The organism is Pseudomonas sp. CCI4.2, assembly GCF_034350045.1.
GTDB lineage: Bacteria > Pseudomonadota > Gammaproteobacteria > Pseudomonadales > Pseudomonadaceae > Aquipseudomonas.
The window spans coordinates 330,823-356,267 of the sequence record NZ_CP133781.1 but is presented as its reverse complement, the minus strand read 5'-3'; the positions used below and the strand labels follow the sequence as shown (position 1 = coordinate 356,267).

At 56.4% G+C, this 25,445-nt stretch carries 22 protein-coding genes, 1 tRNA gene, 2 pseudogenes and 1 riboswitch; of the genes and pseudogenes, 12 read left to right on the top strand and 13 right to left on the bottom strand.

What is annotated here, in order from left to right; translation table 11 throughout:
• Positions 1 to 1,107: a DUF2817 domain-containing protein gene (locus RHM65_RS01640; RefSeq protein WP_322167686.1), complete on the top strand. Its 1,107-nt coding sequence runs from the start codon at positions 1 to 3 to the stop codon at positions 1,105 to 1,107.
• A gap of 15 nt (positions 1,108 to 1,122) precedes the next feature.
• Positions 1,123 to 2,289: a class C beta-lactamase gene (ampC, locus tag RHM65_RS01635; protein ID WP_416194783.1), complete on the top strand. Its 1,167-nt coding sequence runs from the start codon at positions 1,123 to 1,125 to the stop codon at positions 2,287 to 2,289.
• A 135-nt stretch (positions 2,290 to 2,424) separates the two neighbouring features.
• Here the strand turns inward: ampC and RHM65_RS01630 are convergent, their stop codons facing one another.
• The 5 genes from RHM65_RS01630 to RHM65_RS01610 all read right to left on the bottom strand — a co-directional run bounded on the left by RHM65_RS01630 (position 2,425) and on the right by RHM65_RS01610 (position 4,871).
• The gene (locus RHM65_RS01630) at positions 2,425 to 2,757 is read right to left on the bottom strand and encodes a DUF190 domain-containing protein (protein WP_322167688.1); all 333 of its coding nucleotides are present in this window, start codon (positions 2,755 to 2,757) and stop codon (positions 2,425 to 2,427) included.
• 11 nt (positions 2,758 to 2,768) lie between these two features.
• Positions 2,769 to 3,152: a fluoride efflux transporter CrcB gene (gene crcB, locus RHM65_RS01625; protein ID WP_322167689.1), complete on the bottom strand. Its 384-nt coding sequence runs from the start codon at positions 3,150 to 3,152 to the stop codon at positions 2,769 to 2,771.
• A 136-nt stretch (positions 3,153 to 3,288) separates the two neighbouring features.
• A riboswitch (Fluoride riboswitch) is annotated at positions 3,289 to 3,349 on the bottom strand.
• Positions 3,350 to 3,433: 84 nt separating this feature from the next.
• A complete protein-coding gene (locus RHM65_RS01620) occupies positions 3,434 to 3,742 on the bottom strand; it encodes a hypothetical protein (protein ID WP_322167690.1) in 309 nt (102 codons plus the stop codon).
• Between the two features lie 12 nt (positions 3,743 to 3,754).
• The gene (locus RHM65_RS01615; RefSeq protein ID WP_322167691.1) at positions 3,755 to 4,309 is read right to left on the bottom strand and encodes an RNA polymerase sigma factor; all 555 of its coding nucleotides are present in this window, start codon (positions 4,307 to 4,309) and stop codon (positions 3,755 to 3,757) included.
• 268 nt (positions 4,310 to 4,577) lie between these two features.
• On the bottom strand, positions 4,578 to 4,871 hold the full coding sequence (locus tag RHM65_RS01610) for a hypothetical protein (protein ID WP_322167692.1): 294 nt from the start codon (positions 4,869 to 4,871) through the stop codon (positions 4,578 to 4,580).
• 374 nt (positions 4,872 to 5,245) lie between these two features.
• Between RHM65_RS01610 and RHM65_RS01605 the strand changes: the two genes are divergently transcribed.
• Together RHM65_RS01605 and RHM65_RS01600 are read left to right on the top strand one after the other, a co-directional pair.
• Positions 5,246 to 5,521: a BrnT family toxin gene (locus RHM65_RS01605; RefSeq protein WP_322167693.1), complete on the top strand. Its 276-nt coding sequence runs from the start codon at positions 5,246 to 5,248 to the stop codon at positions 5,519 to 5,521.
• Positions 5,499 to 5,807, top strand: a complete 309-nt coding sequence (locus RHM65_RS01600; RefSeq protein WP_322167694.1) for a BrnA antitoxin family protein — start codon at positions 5,499 to 5,501, stop codon at positions 5,805 to 5,807. The genes RHM65_RS01605 and RHM65_RS01600 overlap by 23 nt, the downstream gene beginning before the upstream one ends.
• A gap of 358 nt (positions 5,808 to 6,165) precedes the next feature.
• Here RHM65_RS01600 and RHM65_RS01595 read toward each other — a convergent pair.
• A pseudogene (locus RHM65_RS01595) lies at positions 6,166 to 7,027 on the bottom strand (Fic family protein).
• Positions 7,028 to 7,698: 671 nt separating this feature from the next.
• Here RHM65_RS01595 and RHM65_RS01590 point away from each other — a divergent pair.
• Entirely contained in the window at positions 7,699 to 7,992 is a 294-nt protein-coding gene (locus tag RHM65_RS01590) for a DUF1652 domain-containing protein (RefSeq protein ID WP_322167695.1), read from the top strand.
• A gap of 93 nt (positions 7,993 to 8,085) precedes the next feature.
• Here the strand turns inward: RHM65_RS01590 and RHM65_RS01585 are convergent, their stop codons facing one another.
• Positions 8,086 to 8,418, bottom strand: coding sequence for a helix-turn-helix transcriptional regulator (locus tag RHM65_RS01585; protein ID WP_322167696.1), 333 nt, complete (start codon positions 8,416 to 8,418; stop codon positions 8,086 to 8,088).
• Between the two features lie 139 nt (positions 8,419 to 8,557).
• Positions 8,558 to 8,803 carry a DNA-binding protein gene (locus RHM65_RS01580; protein WP_416194753.1) on the bottom strand — a complete coding sequence of 82 codons (246 nt, stop codon included), beginning with the start codon at positions 8,801 to 8,803 and terminating at the stop codon, positions 8,558 to 8,560.
• A gap of 631 nt (positions 8,804 to 9,434) precedes the next feature.
• Between RHM65_RS01580 and RHM65_RS01575 the strand changes: the two genes are divergently transcribed.
• Positions 9,435 to 9,647: a hypothetical protein gene (locus RHM65_RS01575; RefSeq protein WP_322184200.1), complete on the top strand. Its 213-nt coding sequence runs from the start codon at positions 9,435 to 9,437 to the stop codon at positions 9,645 to 9,647.
• Between the two features lie 904 nt (positions 9,648 to 10,551).
• Here the strand turns inward: RHM65_RS01575 and RHM65_RS01570 are convergent.
• The 4 genes and pseudogenes from RHM65_RS01570 to RHM65_RS01555 all read right to left on the bottom strand — a co-directional run.
• Positions 10,552 to 11,658 (bottom strand): annotated as a pseudogene (locus RHM65_RS01570) (tyrosine-type recombinase/integrase); the annotation flags it as partial.
• A gap of 167 nt (positions 11,659 to 11,825) precedes the next feature.
• Positions 11,826 to 11,902 (bottom strand) — tRNA-Met (locus RHM65_RS01565).
• 156 nt (positions 11,903 to 12,058) lie between these two features.
• On the bottom strand, positions 12,059 to 13,831 hold the full coding sequence (locus RHM65_RS01560; protein ID WP_322167698.1) for an acyl-CoA dehydrogenase C-terminal domain-containing protein: 1,773 nt from the start codon (positions 13,829 to 13,831) through the stop codon (positions 12,059 to 12,061).
• A 22-nt stretch (positions 13,832 to 13,853) separates the two neighbouring features.
• Complete coding sequence (locus RHM65_RS01555; RefSeq protein ID WP_322167699.1) at positions 13,854 to 15,476, bottom strand: acyl-CoA synthetase; 1,623 nt, start codon at positions 15,474 to 15,476, stop codon at positions 13,854 to 13,856.
• A 230-nt stretch (positions 15,477 to 15,706) separates the two neighbouring features.
• Between RHM65_RS01555 and RHM65_RS01550 the strand changes: the two genes are divergently transcribed.
• The 6 genes from RHM65_RS01550 (at position 15,707) to RHM65_RS01525 (ending at position 24,133) form a co-directional block, all read left to right on the top strand.
• Positions 15,707 to 17,185, top strand: a complete 1,479-nt coding sequence (locus tag RHM65_RS01550; RefSeq protein WP_322167700.1) for a PAS domain S-box protein — start codon at positions 15,707 to 15,709, stop codon at positions 17,183 to 17,185.
• On the top strand, positions 17,182 to 17,829 hold the full coding sequence (locus tag RHM65_RS01545) for a response regulator transcription factor (protein WP_322167701.1): 648 nt from the start codon (positions 17,182 to 17,184) through the stop codon (positions 17,827 to 17,829). Before RHM65_RS01550 ends, RHM65_RS01545 begins: the two co-directional genes overlap by 4 nt.
• Positions 17,830 to 17,962: 133 nt before the next feature.
• Complete coding sequence (locus RHM65_RS01540; RefSeq protein ID WP_322167702.1) at positions 17,963 to 20,020, top strand: methyl-accepting chemotaxis protein; 2,058 nt, start codon at positions 17,963 to 17,965, stop codon at positions 20,018 to 20,020.
• Positions 20,021 to 20,163: 143 nt separating this feature from the next.
• Positions 20,164 to 21,372, top strand: a complete 1,209-nt coding sequence (locus RHM65_RS01535) for a cytochrome c (RefSeq protein WP_322167703.1) — start codon at positions 20,164 to 20,166, stop codon at positions 21,370 to 21,372.
• Positions 21,369 to 21,851, top strand: coding sequence for a (2Fe-2S)-binding protein (locus RHM65_RS01530; RefSeq protein WP_322167704.1), 483 nt, complete (start codon positions 21,369 to 21,371; stop codon positions 21,849 to 21,851). Before RHM65_RS01535 ends, RHM65_RS01530 begins: the two co-directional genes overlap by 4 nt.
• Positions 21,848 to 24,133 carry a xanthine dehydrogenase family protein molybdopterin-binding subunit gene (locus RHM65_RS01525; RefSeq protein ID WP_322184198.1) on the top strand — a complete coding sequence of 762 codons (2,286 nt, stop codon included), beginning with the start codon at positions 21,848 to 21,850 and terminating at the stop codon, positions 24,131 to 24,133. The genes RHM65_RS01530 and RHM65_RS01525 overlap by 4 nt, the downstream gene beginning before the upstream one ends.
• On the opposite strand, the gene nhaA is transcribed toward RHM65_RS01525, so the two are convergent.
• A complete protein-coding gene (nhaA, locus tag RHM65_RS01520; RefSeq protein WP_322167706.1) occupies positions 24,134 to 25,342 on the bottom strand; it encodes a Na+/H+ antiporter NhaA in 1,209 nt (402 codons plus the stop codon). It lies immediately after the preceding gene.
• Positions 25,343 to 25,445: the final 103 nt, after the last annotated feature.

The window sequence follows — 25,445 nt, the reverse complement described above, 5'->3', positions numbered from 1 at the left end:
ATGCACACCGACTTTCCGACACACGTCAGTTACCGCGCTCAACGTGAACAGTTTTTAGCGGCGGCGACGGCTGCGGGCGCGAGCCTCACTGAATATTCGCACCCGCTTCCAGGCCCCTTCGGCGAGCCGTTAAGCACCGACGTAGCGGTGCTCGGCGATCCCGGCGCCTCTCGCTTGTTAGTCGCAATCAGCGGAACCCACGGGGTTGAAGGCTTCTACGGCTCCAATTGCCAGGCTCAATGGCTACAACTGCTGGGCGGTCGCCCACTGCCCTCTGACACGGCCATCGTGATGATCCATTTGATCAATCCATGGGGCACCGCTTGGCTGCGCCGGGTCAACGAAGACAATATCGACCTGAACCGAAATCATCTCGACTTCAATCGTCCACTGCCAGCCAACCACGCCTACGCCGCACTTCATTACATCTACGCGTGCACTGAATTGCGCGGACCGCTGCGAGAACGCGCCGATGCGTTGCTCGATGAGCAGGTCCAAAAACACGGCTGGCCGACGGTGATGTCGATTGTCGAAGGCGGCCAACACAGTCATCCGGATGGACTGTTTTACGGCGGACTGTCGCCCAGTTGGTCTAATACAACTCTGCACGCCATCATCCAGAAACATCTTTCAAACGCCAAAACAGTCATGTGTTTTGACCTGCATACCGGCGCAGGTGCTTACGGTCATCCGATGTTATTGACCATCGCCGAGCGGGCCTACTTCGCATTAGCCGATGCCCAGGCGGCCTACGGTCCTTGGCTCTACACCCTGCTGACCGGTGCCGAACATTTGAGTGAAACCGGAATCGCAGCCACCGCAACCGGTTACACCTCGCAAGCCCTGATCGATGCGTTGCCCCAGGTTCGCATGATGCCCTTCGTCATCGAATGCGGCACCTATCCGGGCGAAGTTGTTCATCGCCACCTGCGCGACGATCAATGGCTGCACCTGTACGGTGATCCCCTTGATAACGTCGGACGAGACATCAAGCTCGGTCTGTTGGAGCAGTTTTATCCGGCGGATAAAGACTGGCAGGAAATCGTCTGGGTCAGGACTCGACAGATTTGGGAGCGTGGGTTGCTGGAATTGAACTCGATCAAATAACAATGAATAAGGAACATTCAAATGTGCATGATGGAAACACTCCGCGGCCTATGTCTGTTAAGCAGTTGCGTCTTTTTCGGCAGTGTTGGCGTGGCGAATGCCGGACAACAAGAGATCGATACCCTCGTTAAAGACGCCGCTCAGGATGTCATGCAGCGGTATAAAGTCTCTGGATTGGCCATCGCAATCACCGTGGACGGCAAGCCGCAGTTCTACAACTATGGCGTTGCCTCCAGAGAAACGCAGCAGCCGGTTAGCAACAGTACGCTGTTTGAAATAGGTTCGATCAGTAAGACGTTCACGGCAACCCTGGCGACTTACGCTCAAGCCAGCGGCAAGCTACTGCTGACTGATCGCCCAAGCGCCTATGTGCCTGAACTCAAGGGCAGCCCGTTTGACAACGTGACACTGATCAATCTGGCGACGCATACGGCCGGCGGTTTCCCACTGCAGTTTCCCGATGACATACAGAACGCCACGCAGATGATGGCGTACTTCAAAGCATGGCAACCGACGTTTGCCCCCGGCACCTACAGAACCTATGCCAACCCAAGCGTCGGAATGCTCGGAATGACTGCCGCCAAGAGCATGGGAATGCCTTTCGACCAAGCCTTGGAGCATCGGCTGTTTCCCGAACTCGGCATGCCCAACAGCTTCATCACCGTTCCGGCGAACAAGTTGCCCGCCTACGCTCAAGGCTACGACAAGAACGACAAGCCCGTCAGACTCAGTCTTGGCGTGCTCGGCGCCCAAGCCTACGGGGTGAAAACGACTTCCAAAGACATGATTCGCTTCGTCGAAGCCAACATGGGCCTTGCAGAAACGAGTCCATTGCTCAAGCGCGCGATGGCCGACACCCACACCGGTTACTTCCAGTTGAGGGCCATGACGCAGGACCTGATCTGGGAGCAATACCGCTATCCAGTCTCACTGGACGCATTATTGGAAGGCAACTCGAACAAGATGGCATACGAGAGCAACGCCGTCACAGCGCTAAATCCGCCTCTGCCGCCGCAGCAATCTGTCTGGATAAACAAGACCGGATCAACCAACGGATTTGGTGCGTATGTGGCGTTCGTGCCAGCGAAAAAGCTCGGTATCGTGATGCTCGCGAACAAGAACTTTCCCAATGAAGCCCGAGTTCGCCTGGCTTATCGCATCCTGACTGAACTTCAACCCTGACGGTCATTGGATGGACTCGTCCACGCCGAGGCGTCAATGCGCCACGGTGGCAGTCTAAGAATCCAACGACAATGCGGACTTTTTAAGATGACGCGCTGTGATGCCGGGATACCTGAAAAGCTCAGGTGTAAGGGATTAGTTGGATTTTTCCACGGCTTTACCGACAAAGCCCAGTTCAATGGGCATCTTGATATAAAACAATGCGACGTCTTCGATGGCCAAACGCTCAAATAGCCGCTGGTCCTCCTCGTCAGTCATTGCCAGTCGTACTTCCATCGGTTGATCGGCCAGCTCGAAAAAGTGAGCTGAATGGATCTTGCCTGTGTGCCCAAACCCCTCGATGCCAGACACCATTGTTGCGCCACGCAGACCCAGTTCTTTTGCCAGGTCGACAATCCATTCCCCGAGCATTTTCCCGTCATGGCGACGGTTCTGCTGGGTGTAGAAAATCACTTGAAAGCCATTCATGGGGTCTTCCTTCAGCGTCCGCTGATGAGTTGAAAGGTCAGCAATCCTAGTGCGGTCATCGCAAGGGAGCCGAGTACATGCACGGCGATCGAACTGAGCGCCCAGAGCAGCCGCCCTTGTTGAATCAAAATAATGGTCTCGGCCGAAAAAGTGGAAAACGTGGTCAGACCACCGCAAAAGCCGGTGATGACCAGCAGTCTCCACTCGGCACTGAGGGTCGGGGTTGCCGCAAAGAATGCCACTGCCAGACCGATGATGTAGCCACCGACCATGTTGGCGACCACCGTACCGGGGGGAAGCGTCGGAAACACCGAGTTGAGCTTCATGCCTAATTGCCAGCGCATCAACGCGCCTACGGACGCTCCGAAAGCGATGGCGAAAATTGACTTCAGCATAGGCGTAACGCTCCCGACCATTGGAGAGCAGGCTGATGCCAGGGGCGCGAGGTTTTATCGAAGGGGAGCTGGTAGGTCGTATTCAAGGGCCTGTTCTCATAAGGAACAAGGCGCACACCTACGCGCCTTGTTCAGGATTCACGTAGGCATCATCAGCACAAGGCGGTTAGAGGAGGAATGCCATCTCCTGCGTGCATCCTATAGCACGGCGGGGAAATGTATCAAGGTATTAGCCGGGAGCGCTCCCGGCTTTGTTGCTGGCACTTAATGATCTGCCGCGATTAACCCTCGGAGCGCTTGTGTCGCCCGGAGAACATAGTCTGTTTGAACTGCTCGCGTTCTTCGGCCGTCATCGCTTCCCATTTGCGCCAGTCCCGACGACCGTGCCAGCCACCGCGCCCACGGAATCCGCCAAACAAGATCCGGCTGAGCAACAGCAACCCTAACGCATGCCCATAGTCGATCACTCGCCCACCTGTGAATAACTCTGGAATCACCCAGTTCCACAGCGCCATGACCACCCAGCCCAGCATGGCCACCGCCACGATCCCCAACAGCACCCGTGCCGCAATTCTCAGTCGATATTTCATGTGTGCTCTCCGTTACGAGTCAAGTTCGTCATAAACCGTTTGCAGCCGACTGCGCAAATGCAGGACGGCATAGCGCTTTCGTGCCAATAAAGTGTTCACCGCAACGCCGCTTTGCGCCGCGATTTCCTTGAAACTGATACCCGCGATTTCGTGGGCGATAAACACATCGCGCTGATTCTCTGGAAGTTCGTCCAACGCATCTTGCAAGGCGTTAAGTACAACCGAGCGGGCGAATACAGCGTCCGGCCCGGCGTCCATCGACGGCAGCGCGAGGTCCAGTCGATACGCCTCATCGTCGCCATCGAGGTCTTCGTTCATCCCACTGATGGGCAGTTCTTTCTTCTTGCGAAACCGATCAATAATCCGATTTCGCGCCACCCGGAAAAGCCATGCACTGGCCTGCTCAATCGTTGCCGGAAGGCGATAGGCTTGGACGAACTCATAAAACACGTCCTGCAAAATGTCCTCGGCTTCAGTGGCGTCGCGCACCCGCCGCCGGATGAAATTCCCCAGCTTGGTGCGTTCGCGCAAGACAGTCGCGGTGATGTCGCTGTTTCGATCGGTCATCAGGTTCTGGCTGTGCGAGGGGTCCATGACATTGAAGACGTTTCATCGGCGGAAATATTGTAAGGGGCGATGTTTTATTGTTGAGGATGGGCGAGATGGGAGTGGGGTGACTGAAGAATAGGAACTCCAGAAACAATAAAACCCGCAGTGGGCGGGTCTCAGCGATACGGCTCAAAGCGATCATGGCTGACGTCGATACAGACAGGTACAGCCCAAGACAAACTCCGCTGAAGCGGGGTTTGCTTCGTTCAGTTATTTCAACAGCATTTTATGCAGTGACGCTGATGGTCTGGCCAATGGCCTGGCCGTTGCTGTCTACAGACGGTGAAGACGTAGGCGTTGCGGTTGAGCTGCTGGCGGTGCTGCTTTGTGCTGAATGGTGGTGGTGATGATGAGGTTTGCTGGTTGCCGTGGTGTTGCTGGCAGTTGTGGCAGTCGTGGCAGTCGTGGCTGCGGTCGTGCTGGCAGTCGCGGTTTGCGTAGCTGCCTGGCTCGACGCCGTAGCTGCCTGAGTGGAAGCGGTGGCGGTTGAAATCGAAGCTGAGATTGCACCAATAGACATCGTTACCTCCTGGACACTTGGAAAGCCTGGGCAAGTCGTAGCAAAGCGACGAGGTGGACAAGTAACCAACTGTTATCTCTGAATTTTCGACCATTCAGACGGGCCTGCTACGGGAAATCCCGCAGCCGACCAAAGGTAACATCGGCGCTTTGTCAGGTTTGTCAGCCTCAGGTCAGGCCTGAGTAAAGTTTTTTCTACACGTTGTTCAGGTTGGTTTTTTGTCATCAAAAAACGGCTGCGCCATAGCGTTTTTGTTCGGGTTCTAAGCCTGATCGCTGATCTGCAGCGACGGTCGCACGACAGGCTCGACGCATGGTATCGGTTAGGGCTCGCAGCCAATTGTCGATATCAATTATTGTGGCTACAATAAATAAATGCAGATTACTTATGACCCAGCCAAAGACGCACGAAACATTGAAGAGCGTGGACTCCCATTCGCACAGGTGCTGGAATTCGAATGGTCTACTGCGTTGATCGTGGAAGATGAGCGATTTGACTACGGAGAGTGCCGCTACCAGGCAATGGGATTCATAGAAGATCGACTGTATGTTGTGGTGTTCACCCCTCGGGGCGATGCAGTTCACGTCATCAGTTTTCGTAAAGCCAATAAGCGGGAGGTCAAAAGCTATGACCAAGAAACCCAATCCTGAAAGGGTTGATTCGACCAACCCAGAGTGGTCCGCCAAGGATTTCGCAAAGGCCAGGCAGGCTAGTGACGTGCTGCCGTATTTGTTCGGCAAAGCCCAAGTGAAAGAGATGCTTCAGCCAAAGCGTGGACGTCCCAAGTCAGGGATCACCAAAGAGCATGTCAACTTGCGTCTTGATCCAGAGGTCTTGGCGCAGTTCAGAGCATCCGGCCCGGGTTGGCAAACACGCATGAATGAAGTCTTGGCCGACTGGCTTAAGACACATACGCCCAACGAGGTGAAGGTGTGACTGTTGGGTTTGCCAAGTGGAATACATGTCAGGTTCCAAGCTGCTGAGAATCGTGCTTGGCTGAAGCGCTGCTTTTTTCCTAAAAAGCGATTGCCATCCATTGAGCTTTTGCCAACTCGCCACGAGCCTGATGTATTTCGTTCAGCGCGGGTATGAACTCATCATCCTTCTGGCTCGTGGTGATAAGGCGAGCCAGGCCAAAGACATTAGGGCCGCGCTCAAGTTGGCCCGCGATCTTTAGGAGACCGTCATGATAACTATCAAGCTGACCAAATGGGGTGCTGTGGACCATTTGAAAACCAATGCCGACAAGCGGTACTGATTCTAGAGGCCTTCCCCAGAAACGGCTGGACGACGGTTAAGGGTTTTCCAGGGGCGCCGGTATGAAGCCCTGCTCTCTCAGTGATTTGATCACGCCTCGAATCAGATAATTGTTCGAAAATCCCATCGTGTACTGCCTGGCTCCGGGATTAAGCGGAAGGAGCATTCCCTGATCGACGAGTTTCTTGATCAGATACGTTACCTTCCTTTGTGCCTTTGTCGGCCATGGAAAGCATCGCGTAATAACGCTCGCGATTGTTGGAAAATACGGCCGTTGGATTTAAGACACGACCTCCCTTGTTTACGTTGAAGCCATATTTCATCAAGAGTGCATAGGTGAGCAGCCTCACAACCCGAACATTGCCAATGGGGTGTATCCATCCAAACCTGTGGTGCGCCAGTGCAACTTTCATAAAGTCATATTTCGGAGAATCTTCACGATTCACGAATTCCACCAGATCCTGCATACAAGCTTGAACCTGGATGAAATCTGGAGGCAGGTGTTCAGATTGAGATATTCGAACAGCTCCGTTGCGATAAGCTCCGGGCGTTTTGTCGCCTTCTCGCAGAAGGTCATCGACAGTCATCGCATGTAACTCTCGAATCATTTGCTCGGTCAGCGCTACGCCTGGCTTCATGATTCGCTCGATGTACTCCATCGCTTTCTCGATATTGGCCACCTCGCGTAACTGATCTGTATCTTGAGCCTTGCCTCCACCTTGCTTTCTGTGTAGTCGGCCAAAGTAGTGTGGTTGCCTTTTATACGGGCCGAACCAAGGCTTTCCAGTGTGGAAAAGCGATTTGAGTTGATAGAACACCTGCGACGGGGTATCGCCCTCGAGTCTCAAGCGACGCAGATGCTCCAGCGCACTCAAAACATCAAGACCATTTACCGTCAGGCCTTACGCGGAATTAAAGGCCGCCGATAAGGGCGCCGCTTGATTTCTTTGCATTTCATAGTGTGTATCCCCTCTGTTCGATAACTATCAAAGGACACACGTGGGGATACGCGGAGGGGATAGATCGGGTGAAAAAAGAGAGCCAGCCAGAAACAAGAAAGCCCGCACGAGGCGGGCTTCTTGTTGTTTCATGAGCATCGAGCGATGCCATGAAACAGTACTTGGTGGTACACAGTCATTTGAACTGGGTCGTTAAGTGGCTGTATTTAAAGGGTTTTGTTCTGTGTGTGTTTTATAGGGATACACCGGGGGATACACGGCGCTCGCTGCTGGTGGCTGTTTCGTCATCACAATGCTCTCAACGCCGTCCTGGCAATCCCCACCACCTTCCAGATGAGCGGTACTCCGCTGGCGTCTCGATTGTGGCGGTTTCACCACAATAGCTCGCTGGTACCGATGACTTCCTCTGAATCGTGGAAGGCGTAGTGGACGAACTCATATGGATTGCGACCTAAATTAATCCAATGCTTTTGGATGATTAGCCTACACTGGCTTGTGAGCGCCGGGCCAGATTTACCTCAGGCAAGCTCATCAAGTCGTAAATAATTACGGCTTCCTTATCATCTGAGGCGAGAGTCATTTGGGCTGACTTTTGTTAGGATTATTTTAAAATGATTTCGACACTGGAACTACGACATATTGTGGAGCAAAGCTTCCTGCCAAACCGCTTTGAATGCACTCTCTCGGCCGATTCGTCTTTGACCGTGCGCGTTTTTCAAGAAGGTGGAGACAGGGAGAGTCTGGTTGTCACCGGAATCACCACTGCGTCGCTCAATACCAGTCGTACTATTTCAAGTTTCATTGCGGAACTTCAGCAAGACCTTGAAAACGCTAGCTCCTCTCATAACCATCTTGAGCCAATAGGCACAGGCTATTCAGTTGCAGCACCCTACCTGGTGAAGTGACAATCCTACGACGGATACTCCCCTGTCATCCCTCTCACTGCCATGCCCTATCTATATCAACCTCACTGACGAAGGAATAAGTGAGGTTGCGGCCTATTCCTGTGAATCTTGTTCGAAAAGGGTCGAAATCAATTTTTTGATGTCGTCTTGTACGTCTTTCGGCAGGCCGTCCAGCTCATGCAATACCTTAGTGTCCATAATGGTCATGCTATCCGTTGGCCGTACTTTCTTGACTCCCGTCACCACAAATAAAATATCCACACCTGCTTTTGCGACTGAAGACAGATAGGTGGCATTCGGAAACCGCGCACCTCGCTCGTACATGCCCTGAGCGTTTGGTTCTATTTCACCGATAGTCGCCAATGCTTGCTGCGAAAGGCCGAGGCGTTTTCGCTCTTCCTTCAATCTTGCACTCATACCGTGCATGGGAATTCCTTCTAGCTCGTCTAGGTATTTCTATGAGTGTACGAGCGATTGGCTAGTGTGTGAACCGCGCACATGGTTATCACAAACTTCACATCTTTCCACTTTGTATATAACTCCCTGGTCTATCGGTAGGGGTGCGCTAAATATCATCCGAGAGATCCCGACGTACCAATGGTTCATCAGGTCGTGACTCAGGCTCTACGCAAAGCTTCATCCCGAGCGCAACCGCAGACGTATGAGACTTACCCCGGAACCCTTTCTTAATTCCGTACAGCACCTGATAAGTCGTAGCAGGATCAAGGCCATGAGTTCGAGCAAAGTCCGAAACGCTAATTCCCTGCGCTCGAAGCCAACTCCTTGCCTCTTCAGGCGTCCGTATAGTCATTATGTTTCAGTTCCAATCTGCATAATTTGTGTCCAGCCGAGTCAAAAGGATTTTTCATACTCGTGAATTGGTTGACCGATGGACATCAGAGGAATTCAAAGCGTTTTGGATGAAAGTGACATTCTATTTGACGTCTATGATGAGGATGACATCGACTTTTGGTCCGCACGAAATAACAGGGAGGTTTTCCGCTGTCAGACCCAGAACGCGCTTACTGGTTATCTTCAACTATGAGCGACAGCGCCGACCTTGGCGAGCAGCTGATCGGTTGGAATGGGCGGTGGTTGATGATGGGCAATCTTGTCGTCTGTTATACGTGCCTGGCTTCGCAACCCGCGTCTCTTGCAGGAATGTCTTTTACGAATCTTCCGGGATGCATAGCGGGCAGGGACAAGCTTTATCCGTAGCGCGAGCTGGCTGAAATCCTTTCTGAGTTCCCGCCAATGCTTGATTGATTAAGTACATCAATTGTCCCGCCGGCGGGACACACCGTCTCGCGCCGCTCCTTTTTTCTCATGCTTTGTGGGGCTGATTGCCTGTAATACGGCTTTTACAACTTCTGACAAATGGTTCAATACAGTTCAACTTCGTTAGCTAAAATTGAGTGAATAGTAGAAGCTGCGGAAGACACATGCTGGGTGCGAAGATGAATATCACTATGCTTAGGCGAGCAGTGCGCTTGCGGATAGATGCGATTCTTGAACAAGCGAACGAGGATGATCGTCTGTACGAGAAGGGTGTCGCGGATGGCTACATTGCCGCACTGGTGGATTTTAAAGGGTTAAGCGCAATTGAAGGTGTTTCAATGACGGAGGATGCCAAGCAGGCTTATCTAAAACAGTAGCTCAGGCAGGCATAGGTTGCGAATTTGTCGCTTATGCAAGACTAGGAAAAGGATTACTTCATGGGCTTTTTAGTAACGTACAAAATAGGAGGACGCATACGCTTGGTATCGGTGGTTCCGATCGCGTGAGCGACTTTGACTTACAGTGGGTGGTGGCACTTAATGTCTGTGCAAGGTCATCACCGGCAGAGGCTAAAAGGCTGGATCTCACGCTGGATCAGCTCCTAAGGGAGCGCCTCACTCATGCTGGCGTGTCTGATACCGAGATCAGCCAATAGTTGAGAGTTCCAGTAGGGGATGTTGTCTAACGCGGATAGTCGACGAAGCATGTCGACCTGAATGCGGAGTACAGACGATGTCCGATGAGAAGTACCTTCATCAACTGAATGTGTCAAAGAGCGCAAACGAAGACGTAGGCGATCGATTGATCACCTGGAACCACCGGTGGTCAATGATGGGTAAATTCGTCATCTGCGATTTTTGTCTTGTGTCTTGTGGGGCGAAGGACGCTGCTAAACCGTTTGTGCATTTATCCGGATGCAGATCCTTAGCAACCAGTCTTTATCCTTGGCGAGAGCTCGCCAGTATATTGTCAGACCTTCCGCCTATACTTAATTAACTTGATGACCGCAGCGCCAGCAGTGTTGTAAGCCTGCTGGTTCTCAGCTTCCCCGTATCCATCGTCGTAACCTTGCCCGTAACCAAGCGGCGCCCGACACCGGCTTGTCCGTGGATACTGCTCCTTGGATGCCGCGTGTAAATATTACGGAAGTAGCTGTTTGCGCATGGGGGGGCTGTATCGAATAGAGCGGTGCTGTCTATCGAGCTTGAAGCGCCCAAACGGACATGAACGTGTTCCGCCTCATAGCTGATTTCAGCACCGTGCTTCGTGGGCGCTGAAACCTGCCTTGTGGCTTAGCTGGGCCTCGACATGATCGGCAGAGAAACCATGTTCGTTCAGCGTGGTGCTGGCGATATGGCGGAAGCCGTGGCCGGTCTGGCGACCTTCGTAACCCAAGCGGCGCAGTGCCATCAGGAAAACCGTATCGCTGCGCGACTTGGTGCGATCACTCCGGCCAGGGAACAGCAGAGGATATGAGCCGGTGAGTGCCCGCAGTTCCGTTAACGCTTCCACGGACTGGCGGCAGAGCGGCACCAAGTGTTCGAAGCCCTTTTTGCGGCCTTTGCGATCTACTGAGATCGTCCAAAGCTTTTTGTCGAAATCGAATTCAGACCATTGCGCCTCGCGCAACTCGCTTGGACGCACCGCCAGCAGGGTAAGCAGACGCAGACCAAGCTGTACGTCTTGGGCGTGCGGATAGGATCGAATGGCGCGAAGGAGGGCGGGTAGTTCTTCAATCGAGACGTGGGCGTAGTTTTCGGCTTTGCCAGACGAGAGGAAATTGTGGACGCCTTCCAGTGGATTATTTACGGCACGGCCAGTTACTCGGGCCAGGTCGTAAACGTCCTCGCAGTAAGCACGCACCCGGCTCATTTGCTCCAGGATGCCTTGCTTCTCAAGTCCGCGTAGAAGATCCATCCATTCCATCGACAGAATTCCAGTGTATCGACGCTTTCCGAATTCCGGGAATACATGACGCTCAAGGGCGCCCATCACACGCTTGGCCGTACCTGCGTCCCAGTTGCTGATGCGGGAAGTGTGCCATTCGCGGGCTAGTGTCTCGAAGGTGTCGTTTGCGGCCTCAACCTCGGCAGCCTTGCGCTCCTGCTTGGTCGCCATCGGGTTTTTCCCTTCTGCGGCGTCCGAGCGAAGATCCGCCGCTTTTGCCCTTGCCAATGCGCCGCTGATTTCGGGGTAACCGCCAAGCCCAAGCCAGGACCATTTGCCGTCCGACTTCTTGTAGCGCAATTGCCAAGACTTCTGTCCGTCCGGTTTTACGCGGAAATACAGGCCGCTGGCGTCCAGCTCGCGATATTCCTTCGAATCGGGCTCTAGGCCGCTGAGAGCCTTGTCCGACAAGGGGCGCCGCTTGATTTCAGTGCGTTTCATGGCGTGTATCCCCTCGGTTCAATTATTTTCAAAGGATGCACGTGGGGATACACGGAGGGAAGAGATAGGGGGATACAAGGAGAGATAGCCAGAAACAAGAAAGCCCGCACTAGGCGGGCTTCTTGAGGTGGTTTATAGACTGCTGTAGACGTCTGTAAACCGGTACTTGGTGGCTACACAGGGACTTGAACCCCGGACCCCAGCATTATGAATGCTATGCTCTAACCAACTGAGCTATGTAGCCAAGTGGCGCGCATTATTCGCGGATACGGGAAATGTGTCAAGCGTTGTTCTTGAAAATTTATCCGTGCGATCAAGCGGTTAGCCCTCGCTACGGTTAAACCCCACATTTTTCCACGCTCTCAGCGAGCAATCGCGCAGCCTCTATCTCTTCAATTCGTCAAAACTGCTCGGCATTCAACCCGTACAACGACTCGCTCCCGGCACGAATGCTGTGTTCCAGGCTTAATATTCGCGGCAGCATCCGGCTGAAGTAGAACTGGGCCGTGGCGATTTTTGCGCCATAGAACGTCTCGTCTTCAGTTCGTTTGCTTTCGGCGACGTGGGCCATGCGTGCCCAGAGGTAGGCGTAGGCGACGTAGCCGAACAGGTGCAGGTACTCGACCGAGGCGGCGCCGATTTCGTTGCGGTTGCTGTCCGCCCGTTCCTGTAACCAGTCGCTCAGGTTTTCCAGGCGTTCTACCGCGTCGAGCAATTGCGCCGAATAAGTCACGTTTGGTTGGTCGGCGAAGGTTCGAATTTCGGCGGTGAACTGACGCAGCGCGACGCCTTTGTCCATGACGACTTTGCGCCCTAGCAGGTCCAGCGCCTGAATGCCGTTGGTGCCTTCGTAGATCTGGGCGATGCGCACGTCGCGCACCAGTTGTTCCTGGCCCCATTCGCGAATGTAGCCGTGGCCGCCGAGTACTTGTTGGCCGTGGATGCAGCTCTCCAGCCCAGTGTCGGTGAAAAACGCTTTGGCGACGGGTGTGAGCAGGGCGACCAGCGATTGAGCGTCTTGGCGCTCTTGGGCGTCGTCGGAGAACTTGGCGAGGTCCAGTTGTTGCCCAACGTAGCTGGCAAACGCGCGGCCGCCCTCAGTCATGGACTTCATGCTGAGCAGCATGCGGCGCACGTCCGGGTGGACGATGATCGGGTCGGCGATTTTGTCCTTGGCGACGGCGCCGGTCGGGGCGCGGCTTTGGATCCGTTCCCGGGCGTAGGCAACGGCGCTTTGGTAGGAGGCTTGGGCGCAACCAATGCCCTGAATACCGATGGACAGACGTTCGTAGTTCATCATCGTGAACATCGCCGCCAGCCCTTTATGCGCCTCGCCGATCAGCCAGCCGCTGGCGCCGTCGAAGTTCATGACGCAGGTGGCCGAGGCCTTGATGCCCATCTTGTGTTCAATCGAGCCACAAGTGACTGCGTTGGGCTCAGCCAGCGAGCCGTCGGCGTTAACGCATATTTTCGGCACCAGAAACAGCGAAATACCTTTAGGCCCGGCCGGTGCGTCGGGCAATTTGGCCAACACCAAATGGATGATGTTTTCGGTTAGGTCTTGCTCGCCGCCAGTGATGAATATCTTGCTGCCGCTGATACTGAAACTGCCATCGGCTTTTGGTTCGGCGCGGGTGCGAATGATGCCCAGGTCGGTGCCCGCATGGGCTTCGGTCAGGCACATGGACCCCGCCCAGCGACCTTCATACATCGGCGGCAGGTACAGGCTTTTCAGGGCTTCACTGGCGTGGGCGTCGATGGCCAGGCACGCGCCGGAACTGAGGGCCGAGTACAGCGCGAAACTGGAGTTTGCGCCGTAAAGCATTTCTTCAAATTGCACAGCAAGCATTTTCGGCATGCCCATGCCGCCGAACTGATCGTTGCCGGACAGGCCGACCCAACCGCCTTCTATATAGGTGGCGTAGGCCTGCTTGAAACCGGCGGGCGTGCTGACTTGGCCCGCGTGCCATTGCGCCCCTTCTTCATCACCGCTGCGGTTCAGTGGGGCGATCAGCTGTCCGGTGACTTTGGCCGCTTCTTCAAGAATGGCGTCTGCGGTGGAAGCGTCGACGGTTTCGGCCAAGGCGGGCAAGCGTGCCCACAGCGCTGGGGCGTCAAATACTTCGTGCAGGACAAAGCGCATGTCCCGCACGGGGGCGTTGAATTCAGGCATCAGGTGAACCTCGTTTTAACAGTTAAAGGTTCTTGGCGGTTTCGCGCAGCACGAACTTTTGAATTTTGCCGGTGGAGGTCTTCGGCAACAGGCTGAACACCACCGTGCGCGGTACCTTGAAGCCGGCCAGGTGTTCGCGGCAGAAGCTGATGATGTCGGCTTCGCGAACGTGCTCGTGATCGGCTTTGAGGGTAACAAACGCGCAGGGCGTTTCGCCCCATTTCTCGTCGGGGCGCGCAACCACAGCGGCTTCGAGTACCGCTGGGTGGCGATACAGCACGCCTTCGAGTTCGATGGTGGAGATGTTTTCGCCGCCGGAAATGATGATGTCTTTGAGCCGGTCCTTGATCTCGACATAACCGTCGGGGTGACACACAGCCAGGTCGCCGGTGTGAAACCAGTCGCCTTCGAACGCTTCGGCGGTGGCGCTCGGGTTCTTCAGGTAGCCCTTCATGATCGTGTTGCCACGCATGAATATTTCGCCGATGGTCTCGCCGTCGCGTGGGGTCGGCTCCAGGGTTTTCGGGTCTGCGACCATCAACCCTTCCAGCGTCGAGTAACGCACGCCCTGACGAGACTTGACCTGGGCGCGCTCGTCCAGTGGCAGCTCATCCCATTCGCTGTGCCAAGCACAAATCGTGACCGGGCCATAGCTCTCGGTCAGGCCATACACGTGGGTGACTTTAATGCCCATTTCTTCCACCGCGCCAATCACTTTGGCGGGCGGCGCTGCACCCGCGACCATGGCGTGTACCGGGTGATCGATGGCGGCTTTGGCTGAGTCCGGCATGTTGATCAACGCGTTGAGCACGATGGGCGCGCCGCAGAAGTGGGTGATCTGATGCTCATGAATCAAGGTCAGGATTTTTTGTGGGTCGACCCGGCGCAAAAACACATGCACGCCGGCCATGGCGGTAATGGTCCACGGGTAGCACCAGCCGTTGCAATGAAACATCGGCAACGTCCAGAGGAAAATTGGGTGGTTGCCCATGCTCCAGGTCATTTGGTTGCCCAATGAACTCAAGTAAGCGCCGCGATGGTGGTACACCACGCCCTTCGGGTTGCCAGTGGTGCCAGAGGTGTAGCTCAACGAAATCGCGTCCCACTCATCCGTTGGCCACTGCCAGGCAAAGTCCGGGTCGCCTTCAGCCAGCAAGGCCTCGTAATCCAGCGTGCTGACGGCCTGACCTTCGCCATACTCGGGGTCATCCACGTCAATCACCAACGGTGGATGCTCCAGCATGCTCAGCGCGGCGTGCACGACATCATAGAATTCACGATCAGTAATCAACACTTTGGCTTCGCCATGCCCCAGCATGAAGGCAATCGCCTCGGCGTCCAGACGTACGTTAAGCGGGTTCAAGACGGCGCCGATCATCGGCACTGCAAAGTGCGCTTCCAACATGGCCGGAATATTGGGCAGCATCAGTGCCACAGTATCGTTTTTGCCAATGCCACGACCTTCAAGCGCCGAAGCCAGGCGCCGACAGCGGGCATAGGTTTGCGCCCAGGTACGACGAATCGAACCATGGATAACAGCAGGATAGTTAGGGTAAACGTGGGCAGTGCGCTCGATGAAGCTGAGCGGAGACAACGCGATATGATTGACCGCCGCAGGGGCGAGCCCTTGCTCGAAGATCGACATGTAGAGGTACTCGGTTGGCTGATTGTTAGCTCTGTCGCTGACCCTTTAGGCATTTGCCGTATCGGGTAGCTTTAAGTCCGGCGTGTTTTATATATCAATCGTTGTCAGGTATGGAAGTAATACCTTAATCATATAGTATTTATACTATATGTATTTTTTTGCCACCGTTTGGCTGCCTTCGCAAGGAATGAGGCGGACATCCGCGTACTCATTTTACGACAGGGCATCTGATGACTTCCCCCCGGACTTTCCCTTTGCACACCTCGGTGCTGTTGAGCCACGACCCGCAACCCAGCCTATTGCTCGATGGTCAGGCGCGTCCGATTGAACTCAACCCAGCGCTGCTGAAAGTACTGGCGCAGTGGCCCAACACCGACGTAACGGCGCTGTTGCCGGTGAATCAATTTGCGCTGGTACGCGCCTGCCTGGAACAGCAACGGGCGATCGAAGACGTTGAAGCCTGTTGGGAGCAACGAATTTTTTTATGGACGTTTATTCCCGTTCCCCAGGGAAACCAGGTGTTGGCGCGCTGCCGAGAGGCCACTGAGCAGGTTGTGGCCGAGCGTGAAGCGGCCAAAGCGCGACGGCTGTATCGATTGATCACCGAAAACACCACTGATCTTATTTCCCGGCACACGCCTGAAGGTCATTTCATTGATGCGTCACCCGCGGCCTGGACGTTGCTGGGTTATTGGCCCGAGGAACTGCGTGGTTTATTGGCACAGGGTTTGTTTCATGGGCAGGACTTGGCGGGACTGATTAACCGGGCCCGGGATGCGCTGACCCAGGAGGGTTATCACACGATGACCTACCGAATCCGCCACCGCGATGGGCATTACTTGTGGTTCGAAACCGCCAGCCGGGCGATCCGCGAAACCTACACCGGTGCCGTGGTCGAGGTGGTCAGCGTGTCCAGGGATATCACTGCTCGAGTTCAGGCGGATGAGCGTCAGCGGCGTCTCGAAGATGAGTTGGCGCACACGGCGCGGCTAGTGACCTTGGGCGAATTGGCCTCTGGCATTGCTCATGAAATCAATCAGCCATTGGCGGCGGTCGTCAACTACGCCAGCGCCAGCCAGCGTTATTTGCAGGCCTTGGGCACTCACCCGCAGGCCGCCGAGCGGGTGGCCCAGGGTTTAGAGCACATCACCGACCACGCCAATCGCGCGTCTGAAGTGATCAAGCGGCTGCGGGCTTTTCTGCGCAAAGGGCGGCGGCAAATGCAGGCCTTGGACGCCAGCGAAGTGGCCCGTGGGGTGGTTCGTTTGTGTGGGTGGGAAGCGAACGATTGCCAAGTCACGATAAAAGAGCGATTGCCGGATAATCTTCCGCCGATCTACGCCGATAGAGTGTTGTTGGAGCAGGTGTTGCTTAACGTATTACGCAACGCCATCGAGGCCAACCGCGAGGCTCATCCCGGTCGATCATCGACCATTGTATTAGCGGCTGAAGTGGCGCGTGACGGGCGCATCGAGCTGAGTGTTCAGGATCAAGGACCGGGGGTGAGCGAGCCGGAACTGGAAAAGATTTTCACACCGTTTTACACCAGTAAAGTCGATGGCCTTGGCCTGGGATTATCCATGAGTCGCAACATCATCGAAGGGCTGGGTGGCGAGCTAAAGGCCCGGCGCCTGCCGGTTGGCCTGATGCTGCTGTGTTATTTGCCTCGCGTGGGTCCGTCGGCAACCGCATCAGGAGTGAGTGAATGACCCGCGTCGCGGAGCAAGTGGTGTATGTGGTCGATGACGACCAAGGCATGCTCGACTCGACTGTCTGGTTGTTGGAGTCGGTGGGCCTCAAAGCGCTGCCGTTTACCAGCGGGCGGGCTTTTCTGGAAGCGTGCGATGCCGAGTTGAATGCGTGCGTGTTGCTGGACGTGCGGATGCCGGGTATGGGCGGCCTGAATGTGCAGGAAGAGATGCGTGCGCGGGACCTGCGTTTGCCCGTGATTTTTGTCAGCGGCCACGCTGATGTGCCAATTGTGGTTCGGGCGTTCAAGGCCGGCGCCCATGACTTCATTGAAAAACCGTACAACCAACAGCTGTTGTTGGACAGCGTGCAACAAGCGCTGCAAAGCGCGGATGCACACCCGTCAGACGCTCAAGGTCAGGCGGCATTGCAAGCGCGCTTGCTGACGTTGACGCCCCGCGAGCGCGACGTATTGCTGCCGCTGGTGCAAGGCTACACGACCCGGGAAATTGCGGAGCAACTGGGTATCAGTGCAAAAACCGTGGATCTGTATCGGTCGCGGGTAATGAAACGCATGCAGGCCGAGCATCTACCGGCATTAGTAGGCATGGCAATAGTGGTCAAGTTGGTCAACCCACTAGCGCTGCGTTCAGGTGGCAATTGAAGGGCTAACCGTTCCGTATTAGCGGTCTGGTTCTTGCTTCCAAATCGAATATATCGGCGATCCGCCGGGTTTTTTGCAGTTGGCGCCTCCATGGCCACAAGCGATGGGAGGGTGTCCAAATGAGAGGTTTAAAATGCTGACGCTTTTGTCCCCGGGGATCCGCCTGCTAGGGCGTTTTGGATTTGCTCGAAAGTTTCAGCTGCTTTTCCTATTGTTCATGCTGCCGTTGGTGGGCAGTTTATGGATGATCGGCCAGGATTATCGCGACAAGTTGGCCCTAATATCTGGGGAGCGCGCGGGTGTTCGGCAGTTATTGGCGCTAGATTCGCTGGATGATCTGTTGGCGGCGCAACGCGACCGAGCCGCACGTTGGAAGGCGGCCGATATTCTCCACGAGCCGACCCCGGCGGCACGTGAAGCGATGGCCGCACTCGATGCCGCGAACCCTGTTGTGGGTCAGGCGCTCGTGCAATTGGGCATTGATTTGCACAGCAATGGTGCGCAAGCCGACACACTCAATCGTTACCAGACGCTACAAAATGCCACCACGGGTTTGGATTCTGCGGCCCTACGCACGGTAGGCTGGTGGCCGGACGGATACGAGCGTTTCACCACGGCGTTGACCGCACTGCAAAACCTGCGTGAACAAATCGTTTTGGACAGCGGCCTGAACATCGACCCATGGCGTGAAACCTATGTGTTGATGCAAATAGCTACACAGCAAACGCCGGACCTCATCGAGCGTGTTGGTCGGCTGGCCAGTGTCGGGCAAACGTCGATCTCGTCCGGCCAGTTCACCATGCAAAGCCGCTTGCAGATGCGTGACCTGCGCAGCCGCCTCAGCGACGCGCGTGATCAGCTGAACAAAACTGGCGCGTCGTTGGAAGCCAAACTACCGCAAGAAATGCAGCCGTGGTCCGACCAGTACCGCAAAAGCCAGCAGCGGCTGGACAGTGAATTAAAAGTGCTGGATGACGGGGTGTTTGGCGGCAGTATCAGCCTCAAAACCGATGGTTTCGAGCGCAGCATTGACGCATTGCTGAGTGACCTGGCCGCATTGCGCCACCAATCGTTGGCGTCATTGGATGATCGCTTGGGCTATTACCACGACCAGTCCATTAAGCAGTTCATTCCAGTCGCCGCCGTGTTCGGTTTCTTGCTATTGGCGGCGCTGTATTTGTTTGTGTGTTTGCAGGCTTCTATCCGCCGCAGCGCCAGTGGCATCACGACCCTGGCGCAATCGCTGCGTGACGGTAACCTCTGCGTTCAAGTGCCGGTGGAAGGGCGCGATGAACTGGCCGCGATCAGCACCGCACTCAACGTCGCGGTGGTGCAATTGCGCACCAGTCTATTGGGTGTCGATCACGAAACCCTGCAATTGAGCGGCGCGGTACAAACGCTCAATACCCAGTCCAGCCGCACGCTGAACGAAGTCGAAGATCAACAGCTACAGATCAGCCAGATCGCGACGGCGGCCACCCAATTGGCGGCGACCTCCCAAGGCGTGGCGAAAAGTTGCGAGCAAGCATCTGCCAGTGCCCAGCACACCCGACATGTGGCAGAAGAAAGCAGTCGTGACAGCCTTCGGACCACCGAAAGTATCCAGCAGCTTAACCAGCGCCTGACCGACACGGCCGCAGCGTTGGGACGTGTCAGTGAGCAAGGGCAACAAATTCAATCGGTGGTGGACGCCATTCGCGGTATCGCTGAGCAGACTAACTTGTTGGCACTCAACGCAGCCATCGAAGCGGCGCGAGCTGGCGAGCAGGGCAGAGGTTTCGCAGTGGTTGCCGACGAAGTGCGCAGTCTTTCACAGCGCACTCAGGCGTCGACTGCGCAAATCGCGGGTACCGTCGACAGCTTGCGCAACACCGTCAGTCAGGCCGTGGGGCTGATGGACGCGGCGTGCGGTCAGGCCGTCAATGATGCGGCAGCGGTGACCGGGTTGGGCCAGCGTTTGGGTGAGATCGCCAGTGCAGTGCAGGGCGTAACCGACACCTTGGCGCAGATCTCCACGGCGGTCGAAGAACAGGCCAGCACGGCGGATGAAGTGAGCAGTAATATTCAACAGGTCGATCAAGCTGCCGGGCGCTTGCTGGATGGCGCACGGGCCGTCAATCAAGCGGCCGACATGCTCAGCAAAGGCAGCCGGGCGCTGAGTGACAATACCGCGCGTTTTCAATTGAACTGATCGCGTGGGCGTAGGCCTTAACAGAGCGCCCTCAGCGGGTGGAGGCGCCTGGAGGTCGGATGAATGTAACCAGGATCGCAATCGCAACGGTGTTTGTTGTCCTCTGTGCCGGTGCGGGGTTTTGGTTCGCGAGCGAGCCGGAGATGCCTGTCCTTAGCGCTGCCGCCCGCCAGAAACCGATGGTCGAAATCGGCCCTAACGTCATTCAGCACGGCGCTCAGCTGGTCGCGCTGGCCGACTGCGCCGTGTGCCACAGCGCCAAAGGCGGCGCATTGTTGGCCGGTGGCCTGAAACTGCAGACGCCCTTCGGCGCGATCTACTCCACCAACATCACCCCGGACGACGAAACCGGTATTGGCACTTGGTCCCTGGATGCGTTCAAGCGTGCGATGCGCAATGGCGTTTCGCGGGACGGGCATTTGCTGTACCCGGCCTTTGCGTATCAGCACTTCACCCGATCCCGTGACGCCGACATCGCGGACATTTACGCGTACCTGATGAGCCGACCGCCGGTGCACGCCATCGCGCCGGACAATCACCTGATCTTTGCGCTGAACATTCGTCCGCTGCTGGCGGGCTGGAACCTGCTGTTTTTGCATCCGGGTGAAGTACCTGCCGACCCCGCACAGAGCGCCGAGTGGAATCGCGGACGCTATCTGGTGGACGGCCTCGGGCACTGCGGCGCCTGCCATTCGCCGCTGAACCTACTGGGCGCTGAAAAGGCCGGCCAAGCGTTCGCCGGTGGTTCTATCGATGGCTGGGACGCGCCCGCGTTGACCCGGTTATCGGGCGCGCCGGTGCCGTGGACCCAAACGCAATTGGTCGCCTACTTGCAAACCGGTTTAGCGTCCGAGCACGGCGCGGCGGCTGGACCGATGCGGTCGGTGAGTCGTGAACTAGCCGAGGCGCCCCGTGGGGATGTCGAGGCGATGGCGGCGTACCTGCTGTCGCTGCAAAACCCTGCCTCACCGATGCGCACGGCCGTGGAACAGGCCAATCCGGTCATCGCGCCCTCGCAACAAAGGGCGCATGCGTTATTTGTTGGTGCGTGCGCTGCCTGCCATGAGGCTGGCGCGCCGATGTCGGCAATGGGCGGCAGGCCGTCGTTGGCGCGAGGTACGGCGATCAATGCCGACAACCCGAACAACACGGTGCGCATGATCCTCGACGGCAATGGTTGGCAAGGCAGTGACGCCGCGCACTTTATGCCCGCATTTGCGGACAGCCTGACCGACACGCAAATTGCCGACCTCGCTCATTACCTACGCGCGCGTTACAGCGCCCAGAGACCGTGGAATTCGGTGGATGAAACCTCGGTCGCCAAGATTCGCAAGGAGACCCCAACGCCATGACCACGCTTACTGTGAACGGCGTGCAGCACACGATTGATGTCGATCCGTCATCGCCGCTGCTCTACGTGCTGCGTAATCAGTTGCAACTGAACGGCGCCAAATTTGGCTGCGGCTTGGGTCAGTGCGGTGCCTGTACCGTGATCGTCGGCGATAAGCCGGTGTTCTCATGTTTATTGCCGGTGTCGGCGGTGGGCGAGCGGCCGGTTCGCACCATCGAGGGCTTGGGCACTGTCGAGCATCCGGGTCCGTTGCAACAGGCATTTATCAACCAGCAAGCCGCGCAGTGCGGATACTGCATTGCCGGAATGGTGATGCGCGCCCAGGCACTGCTCGACAAAGTGCCAACGCCCAGCGACGGGGACATTCGCGAACACCTGCAACCCCACCTATGCCGATGCGGTACGCACATGCGGATTCTTGCAGCGGTCCATGAGGTGGCTGAAGCAAACGCGGCGACTAATGCGCAGGCGCCGTCATGAGGCCCGATGACGCGCAAGACGTATTGAGCAATCCCGGCCGCAGGCACTTTTTAGTTGCCAGTTCGCTGCTGGTCAGTTTTTCATTGCTGGCGAGTTCCCGGGTATTCGCCGTAACGTCGACCACCGAAGCTGGGACGTTCACCACCAGCACGCCGAGCCTGCCGGGTAGCTTGAAGACCGAGCCGAACCTGGATGCGTGGATCAAGATCGATGGGCAAGGGCAGATCACGGTGTTTACCGGCAAAGCTGAATTGGGCACCGGCATCCGCACGGCACTCATTCAGATTGCCGCCGAGCAGTTGGACGTCGCGCCACATACCCTGCGACTAATCACGGCCGATACCGCCCAAACCCCGAACGAAGGCTACACCGCCGGCAGCCATTCGATTGCCGACAGCGGCACGGCGATCTTCCACGCAGCCGCTCAAGTGCGTAGCCTGTTGGTGCAAGCCGCCGCTATCGAGTGGGACGTCGACCTCGAGACGTTAGCTGTGAAAGACGGCATCATCACTTCATTCGACGGCCGTCGTATCAGTTACGGCGAGGTGGTGGGGCGGGTCGAACTGCACCAGGCGGCCAGCGCTGTTTCCGCGTTGAACGATCCGAAAACCTTTGCCGTCATCGGCCAATCGATGCCCCGAGTCGATATTCCCGGCAAGGTCACGGGCGGTCCCAGTTACGTGCAGGACATGCGCCTGCCCGGCATGCTCCATGCGCGGGTGGTGCGTGCGCCGTCGATTGGCGCGACCTTGGTCAGCCTCGACACCCGCGAGGTAGAGAAGATGCCGGGGGTGATCAAGGTCGTGCGCGACGGTAATTACTTGGCGGTGGTGGCAGACGATGAGTGGCGAGCCATTCTGGCAATGCGCGCATTGACCGCCGCCGCCACTTGGACACTCGGTCCGCCGCTGGCTGATCAGACGACGATTCATCAGCACTTGATCAATTCTCCGATTCAGGAAATACCGGTCGCTGATCAGCACGGTCCTGCCGCGCCAGCGGTTAAAACCGTGCGTGCGCGATACAGCAAACCGTATTTGACCCACGGCTCCATCGGACCGTCTTGCGCAGTGGCGCACCTCGACCGTGACCAGCTCACGGTCTGGACCCACACTCAAGGCGTTTACCCCATGCGTGCGGGTTTGGCGGAAATGCTGTCGATGCCGCTCCAGAACATCCGCTGCGTTCACGTCGAAGGTTCCGGCTGTTACGGGCATAACGGCGCCGACGACGTTGCCGCTGATGCTGCATTGATTGCACGCGCATTACCCGGACGTCCGGTGCGCGTGCAGTGGATGCGCGAGCAAGAACATACCGGCGAGCCGTTCGGTCCGGCCATGACTACAGAGGTTGCCGCTTCGCTCGACGCCGCTGGAAGAATCGTTGATTGGACCTTTGAGGTCTGGAGCAACACCCACAATTTCCGCATCGCGAACGCCGGGCGTTTTATCCCGGCTTCGCTGCTGTCCAAGCCATTTACCCCCGCACCGCCCCAACCGATCCCAATGCCCGAAGGCGACGGCCAACGCAACAGTGTCCCGCTGTACACCCTGCCCAATCTGCGGGTGCAGTACCACTTTCTGCCGATGATGCCGATCAGGGTATCGGCCATGCGTTCGCTGGGCGCTTACCACAACGTCTTCAGCATCGAGAGCTTCATGGATGAACTCGCATTGGCAGCTAACGCTGATCCGGTGGCGTTTCGCTTGGCGCACCTCCACGATCCACGAGGGCGCGACGTCATTACGCTGGCCGCGCAAAAGTTTGGCTGGCAACCCGGCGTGAAGCTGCCCACCGGACACGGCGTCGGCTTTGCGTTCGCCCAATACAAGAACCTGATGGCGTATTTTGCCATTGCGATGGAAGTGTCGGTGGAACCGAAAACCGGGAGTGTGCAGATAGGACGGGTTGTTGCGGCGTGTGATTGCGGGCAGTTGGTCAACCCCGATGGCGCGCGTAATCAGATCGAGGGCGGCATCATTCAAGCCGCAAGCTGGGCGATGTTCGAGCAAACCACTTGGAACGCGCAAAACATCACCAGCTACGATTGGAGCACTTACCCGATCTTGCGTTTCTCGTCAGTGCCTACGTCGATTGAGGTTCATATGATCGACCGCCCTGGCATGCCGTTCCTCGGGGTTGGCGAAGCGTCGCAAGGCCCAACGTCCGCCGTCATAGCCAACGCCATAGCCAACGCGACGGGTAAGCGGCTTCGAAACACGCCGTTGACCGGGGAGCGGTTGAAGCTGGCGCTGCAGGCGCCGGACGTACACGGAATCTGATCAAGCGACGGTCTTTGAGCGTCCGGCCCGCAAAAGAACGATAACCCCCAAAATGGCGGACAGAATCGAGCCCATAAGCACGCCTACCTTCACCTCATCTACCAGATGCGGAGCACTTGAGAATGCCAGCGCCCCGATGAAAAGGCTCATCGTGAATCCGATACCGCACAAAAGGGCGATCCCATACAACTGAAACCAGCCACAGTTTTCGGGAAGCTTTGCCAAACCTAATCGAATGGCCAGTGCTGCCAGCCCGAATACCCCAAGCTGCTTGCCTACCAATAGCCCTAAAGTGACCCCCAGCGGTACTGGGTCGATTAGATTATTGGGCGAAATACCAGCAAGGGATACGCCGGCATTGGCAAAGCCGAAGATGGGCACCACGGCGAACGCGACCCATGGATGCACTTTTTCTTCGAGGTAAAGAAGGGGCGACTTGCGCTCGCTATTTGGATCGCCCAGCGGAATGCAAAGGGCAAGAATAACCCCCGCCAGGGTTGCATGGATGCCAGATTGAAGCATGAAAAACCACAGCAGGGCGCCAGCTACCAAATAGGGAAGAAGTCTTCTCACGCCGCAGCGGTTGAGTATTACCAGGAAAACGATAACAGCGAGTGATGCCAGCAGCATGCTGATGGACAGGCCACTGGTATAGAACAGGGCAATGATCAGTACGGCGCCGAGGTCATCAAGAATCGCTAACGCCGACAGAAAGATTTTCAAGGAAAGGGGAACGCGCTTGCCGAGCAGCGACAGTACGCCTAAGGCAAACGCGATGTCGGTAGCTGCAGGAATGGCCCAGCCGCCCATGGTTTGGGTGTTGCCCCAGTTGACGGCGAGGTAGATCAACGCAGGAAACACCATGCCGCCCAGTGCGGCGAAACCGGGAAGCGCGCGCTGGCTCCAACTTGACAGCTGGCCGGCCAGCATTTCACGCTTGATCTCAAGACCCACTAACATGAAGAAGACGGCCATTAGGCCATCATTCACCCAGTGCTCAATCGACAGCCCCACGATTTTGATATGCAGAGTCGAAAAGTAAACGGCAGACCAAGGCGAGTTCGCCACGATCAGCGCCGCCAGAGCAGAGGCCATCAGGATCAAGCCACCTGCTGACTCAGCGGCGAAAAAACGAGAGATAAACGCCAGGGCGGAGGGTGATTCAATAGGCTCTTGGGTGTTACGAACACGCGAAGGATCAGAACTCATAGGCACGGCAGCTCCGCGTGGCGGCCCGACCTACGCATAATTAAACCTGCCTACCGCGATTTTGCGGCGACACCCAAGGCGGCATTCTACACCAGAGGCCTCC

Coding starts and splice junctions, on each gene's coding strand:
- RHM65_RS01640 (WP_322167686.1), top strand. CDS start 1: ATGCACACCGACTTTCCGACACACGTCAGTTACCGCGCTCAACGTGAA.
- RHM65_RS01630 (WP_322167688.1), bottom strand. CDS start 2,757: ATGAATGGCTTTCAAGTGATTTTCTACACCCAGCAGAACCGTCGCCAT.
- crcB (WP_322167689.1), bottom strand. CDS start 3,152: ATGCTGAAGTCAATTTTCGCCATCGCTTTCGGAGCGTCCGTAGGCGCG.
- RHM65_RS01620 (WP_322167690.1), bottom strand. CDS start 3,742: ATGAAATATCGACTGAGAATTGCGGCACGGGTGCTGTTGGGGATCGTG.
- RHM65_RS01615 (WP_322167691.1), bottom strand. CDS start 4,309: ATGACCGATCGAAACAGCGACATCACCGCGACTGTCTTGCGCGAACGC.
- RHM65_RS01610 (WP_322167692.1), bottom strand. CDS start 4,871: ATGTCTATTGGTGCAATCTCAGCTTCGATTTCAACCGCCACCGCTTCC.
- RHM65_RS01605 (WP_322167693.1), top strand. CDS start 5,246: ATGCAGATTACTTATGACCCAGCCAAAGACGCACGAAACATTGAAGAG.
- RHM65_RS01600 (WP_322167694.1), top strand. CDS start 5,499: ATGACCAAGAAACCCAATCCTGAAAGGGTTGATTCGACCAACCCAGAG.
- RHM65_RS01590 (WP_322167695.1), top strand. CDS start 7,699: ATGATTTCGACACTGGAACTACGACATATTGTGGAGCAAAGCTTCCTG.
- RHM65_RS01585 (WP_322167696.1), bottom strand. CDS start 8,418: ATGCACGGTATGAGTGCAAGATTGAAGGAAGAGCGAAAACGCCTCGGC.
- RHM65_RS01580 (WP_416194753.1), bottom strand. CDS start 8,803: ATGACTATACGGACGCCTGAAGAGGCAAGGAGTTGGCTTCGAGCGCAG.
- RHM65_RS01575 (WP_322184200.1), top strand. CDS start 9,435: ATGCTGGGTGCGAAGATGAATATCACTATGCTTAGGCGAGCAGTGCGC.
- RHM65_RS01560 (WP_322167698.1), bottom strand. CDS start 13,831: ATGCCTGAATTCAACGCCCCCGTGCGGGACATGCGCTTTGTCCTGCAC.
- RHM65_RS01555 (WP_322167699.1), bottom strand. CDS start 15,476: ATGTCGATCTTCGAGCAAGGGCTCGCCCCTGCGGCGGTCAATCATATC.
- RHM65_RS01550 (WP_322167700.1), top strand. CDS start 15,707: ATGACTTCCCCCCGGACTTTCCCTTTGCACACCTCGGTGCTGTTGAGC.
- RHM65_RS01545 (WP_322167701.1), top strand. CDS start 17,182: ATGACCCGCGTCGCGGAGCAAGTGGTGTATGTGGTCGATGACGACCAA.
- RHM65_RS01540 (WP_322167702.1), top strand. CDS start 17,963: ATGCTGACGCTTTTGTCCCCGGGGATCCGCCTGCTAGGGCGTTTTGGA.
- RHM65_RS01535 (WP_322167703.1), top strand. CDS start 20,164: ATGCCTGTCCTTAGCGCTGCCGCCCGCCAGAAACCGATGGTCGAAATC.
- RHM65_RS01530 (WP_322167704.1), top strand. CDS start 21,369: ATGACCACGCTTACTGTGAACGGCGTGCAGCACACGATTGATGTCGAT.
- RHM65_RS01525 (WP_322184198.1), top strand. CDS start 21,848: ATGAGGCCCGATGACGCGCAAGACGTATTGAGCAATCCCGGCCGCAGG.
- nhaA (WP_322167706.1), bottom strand. CDS start 25,342: ATGAGTTCTGATCCTTCGCGTGTTCGTAACACCCAAGAGCCTATTGAA.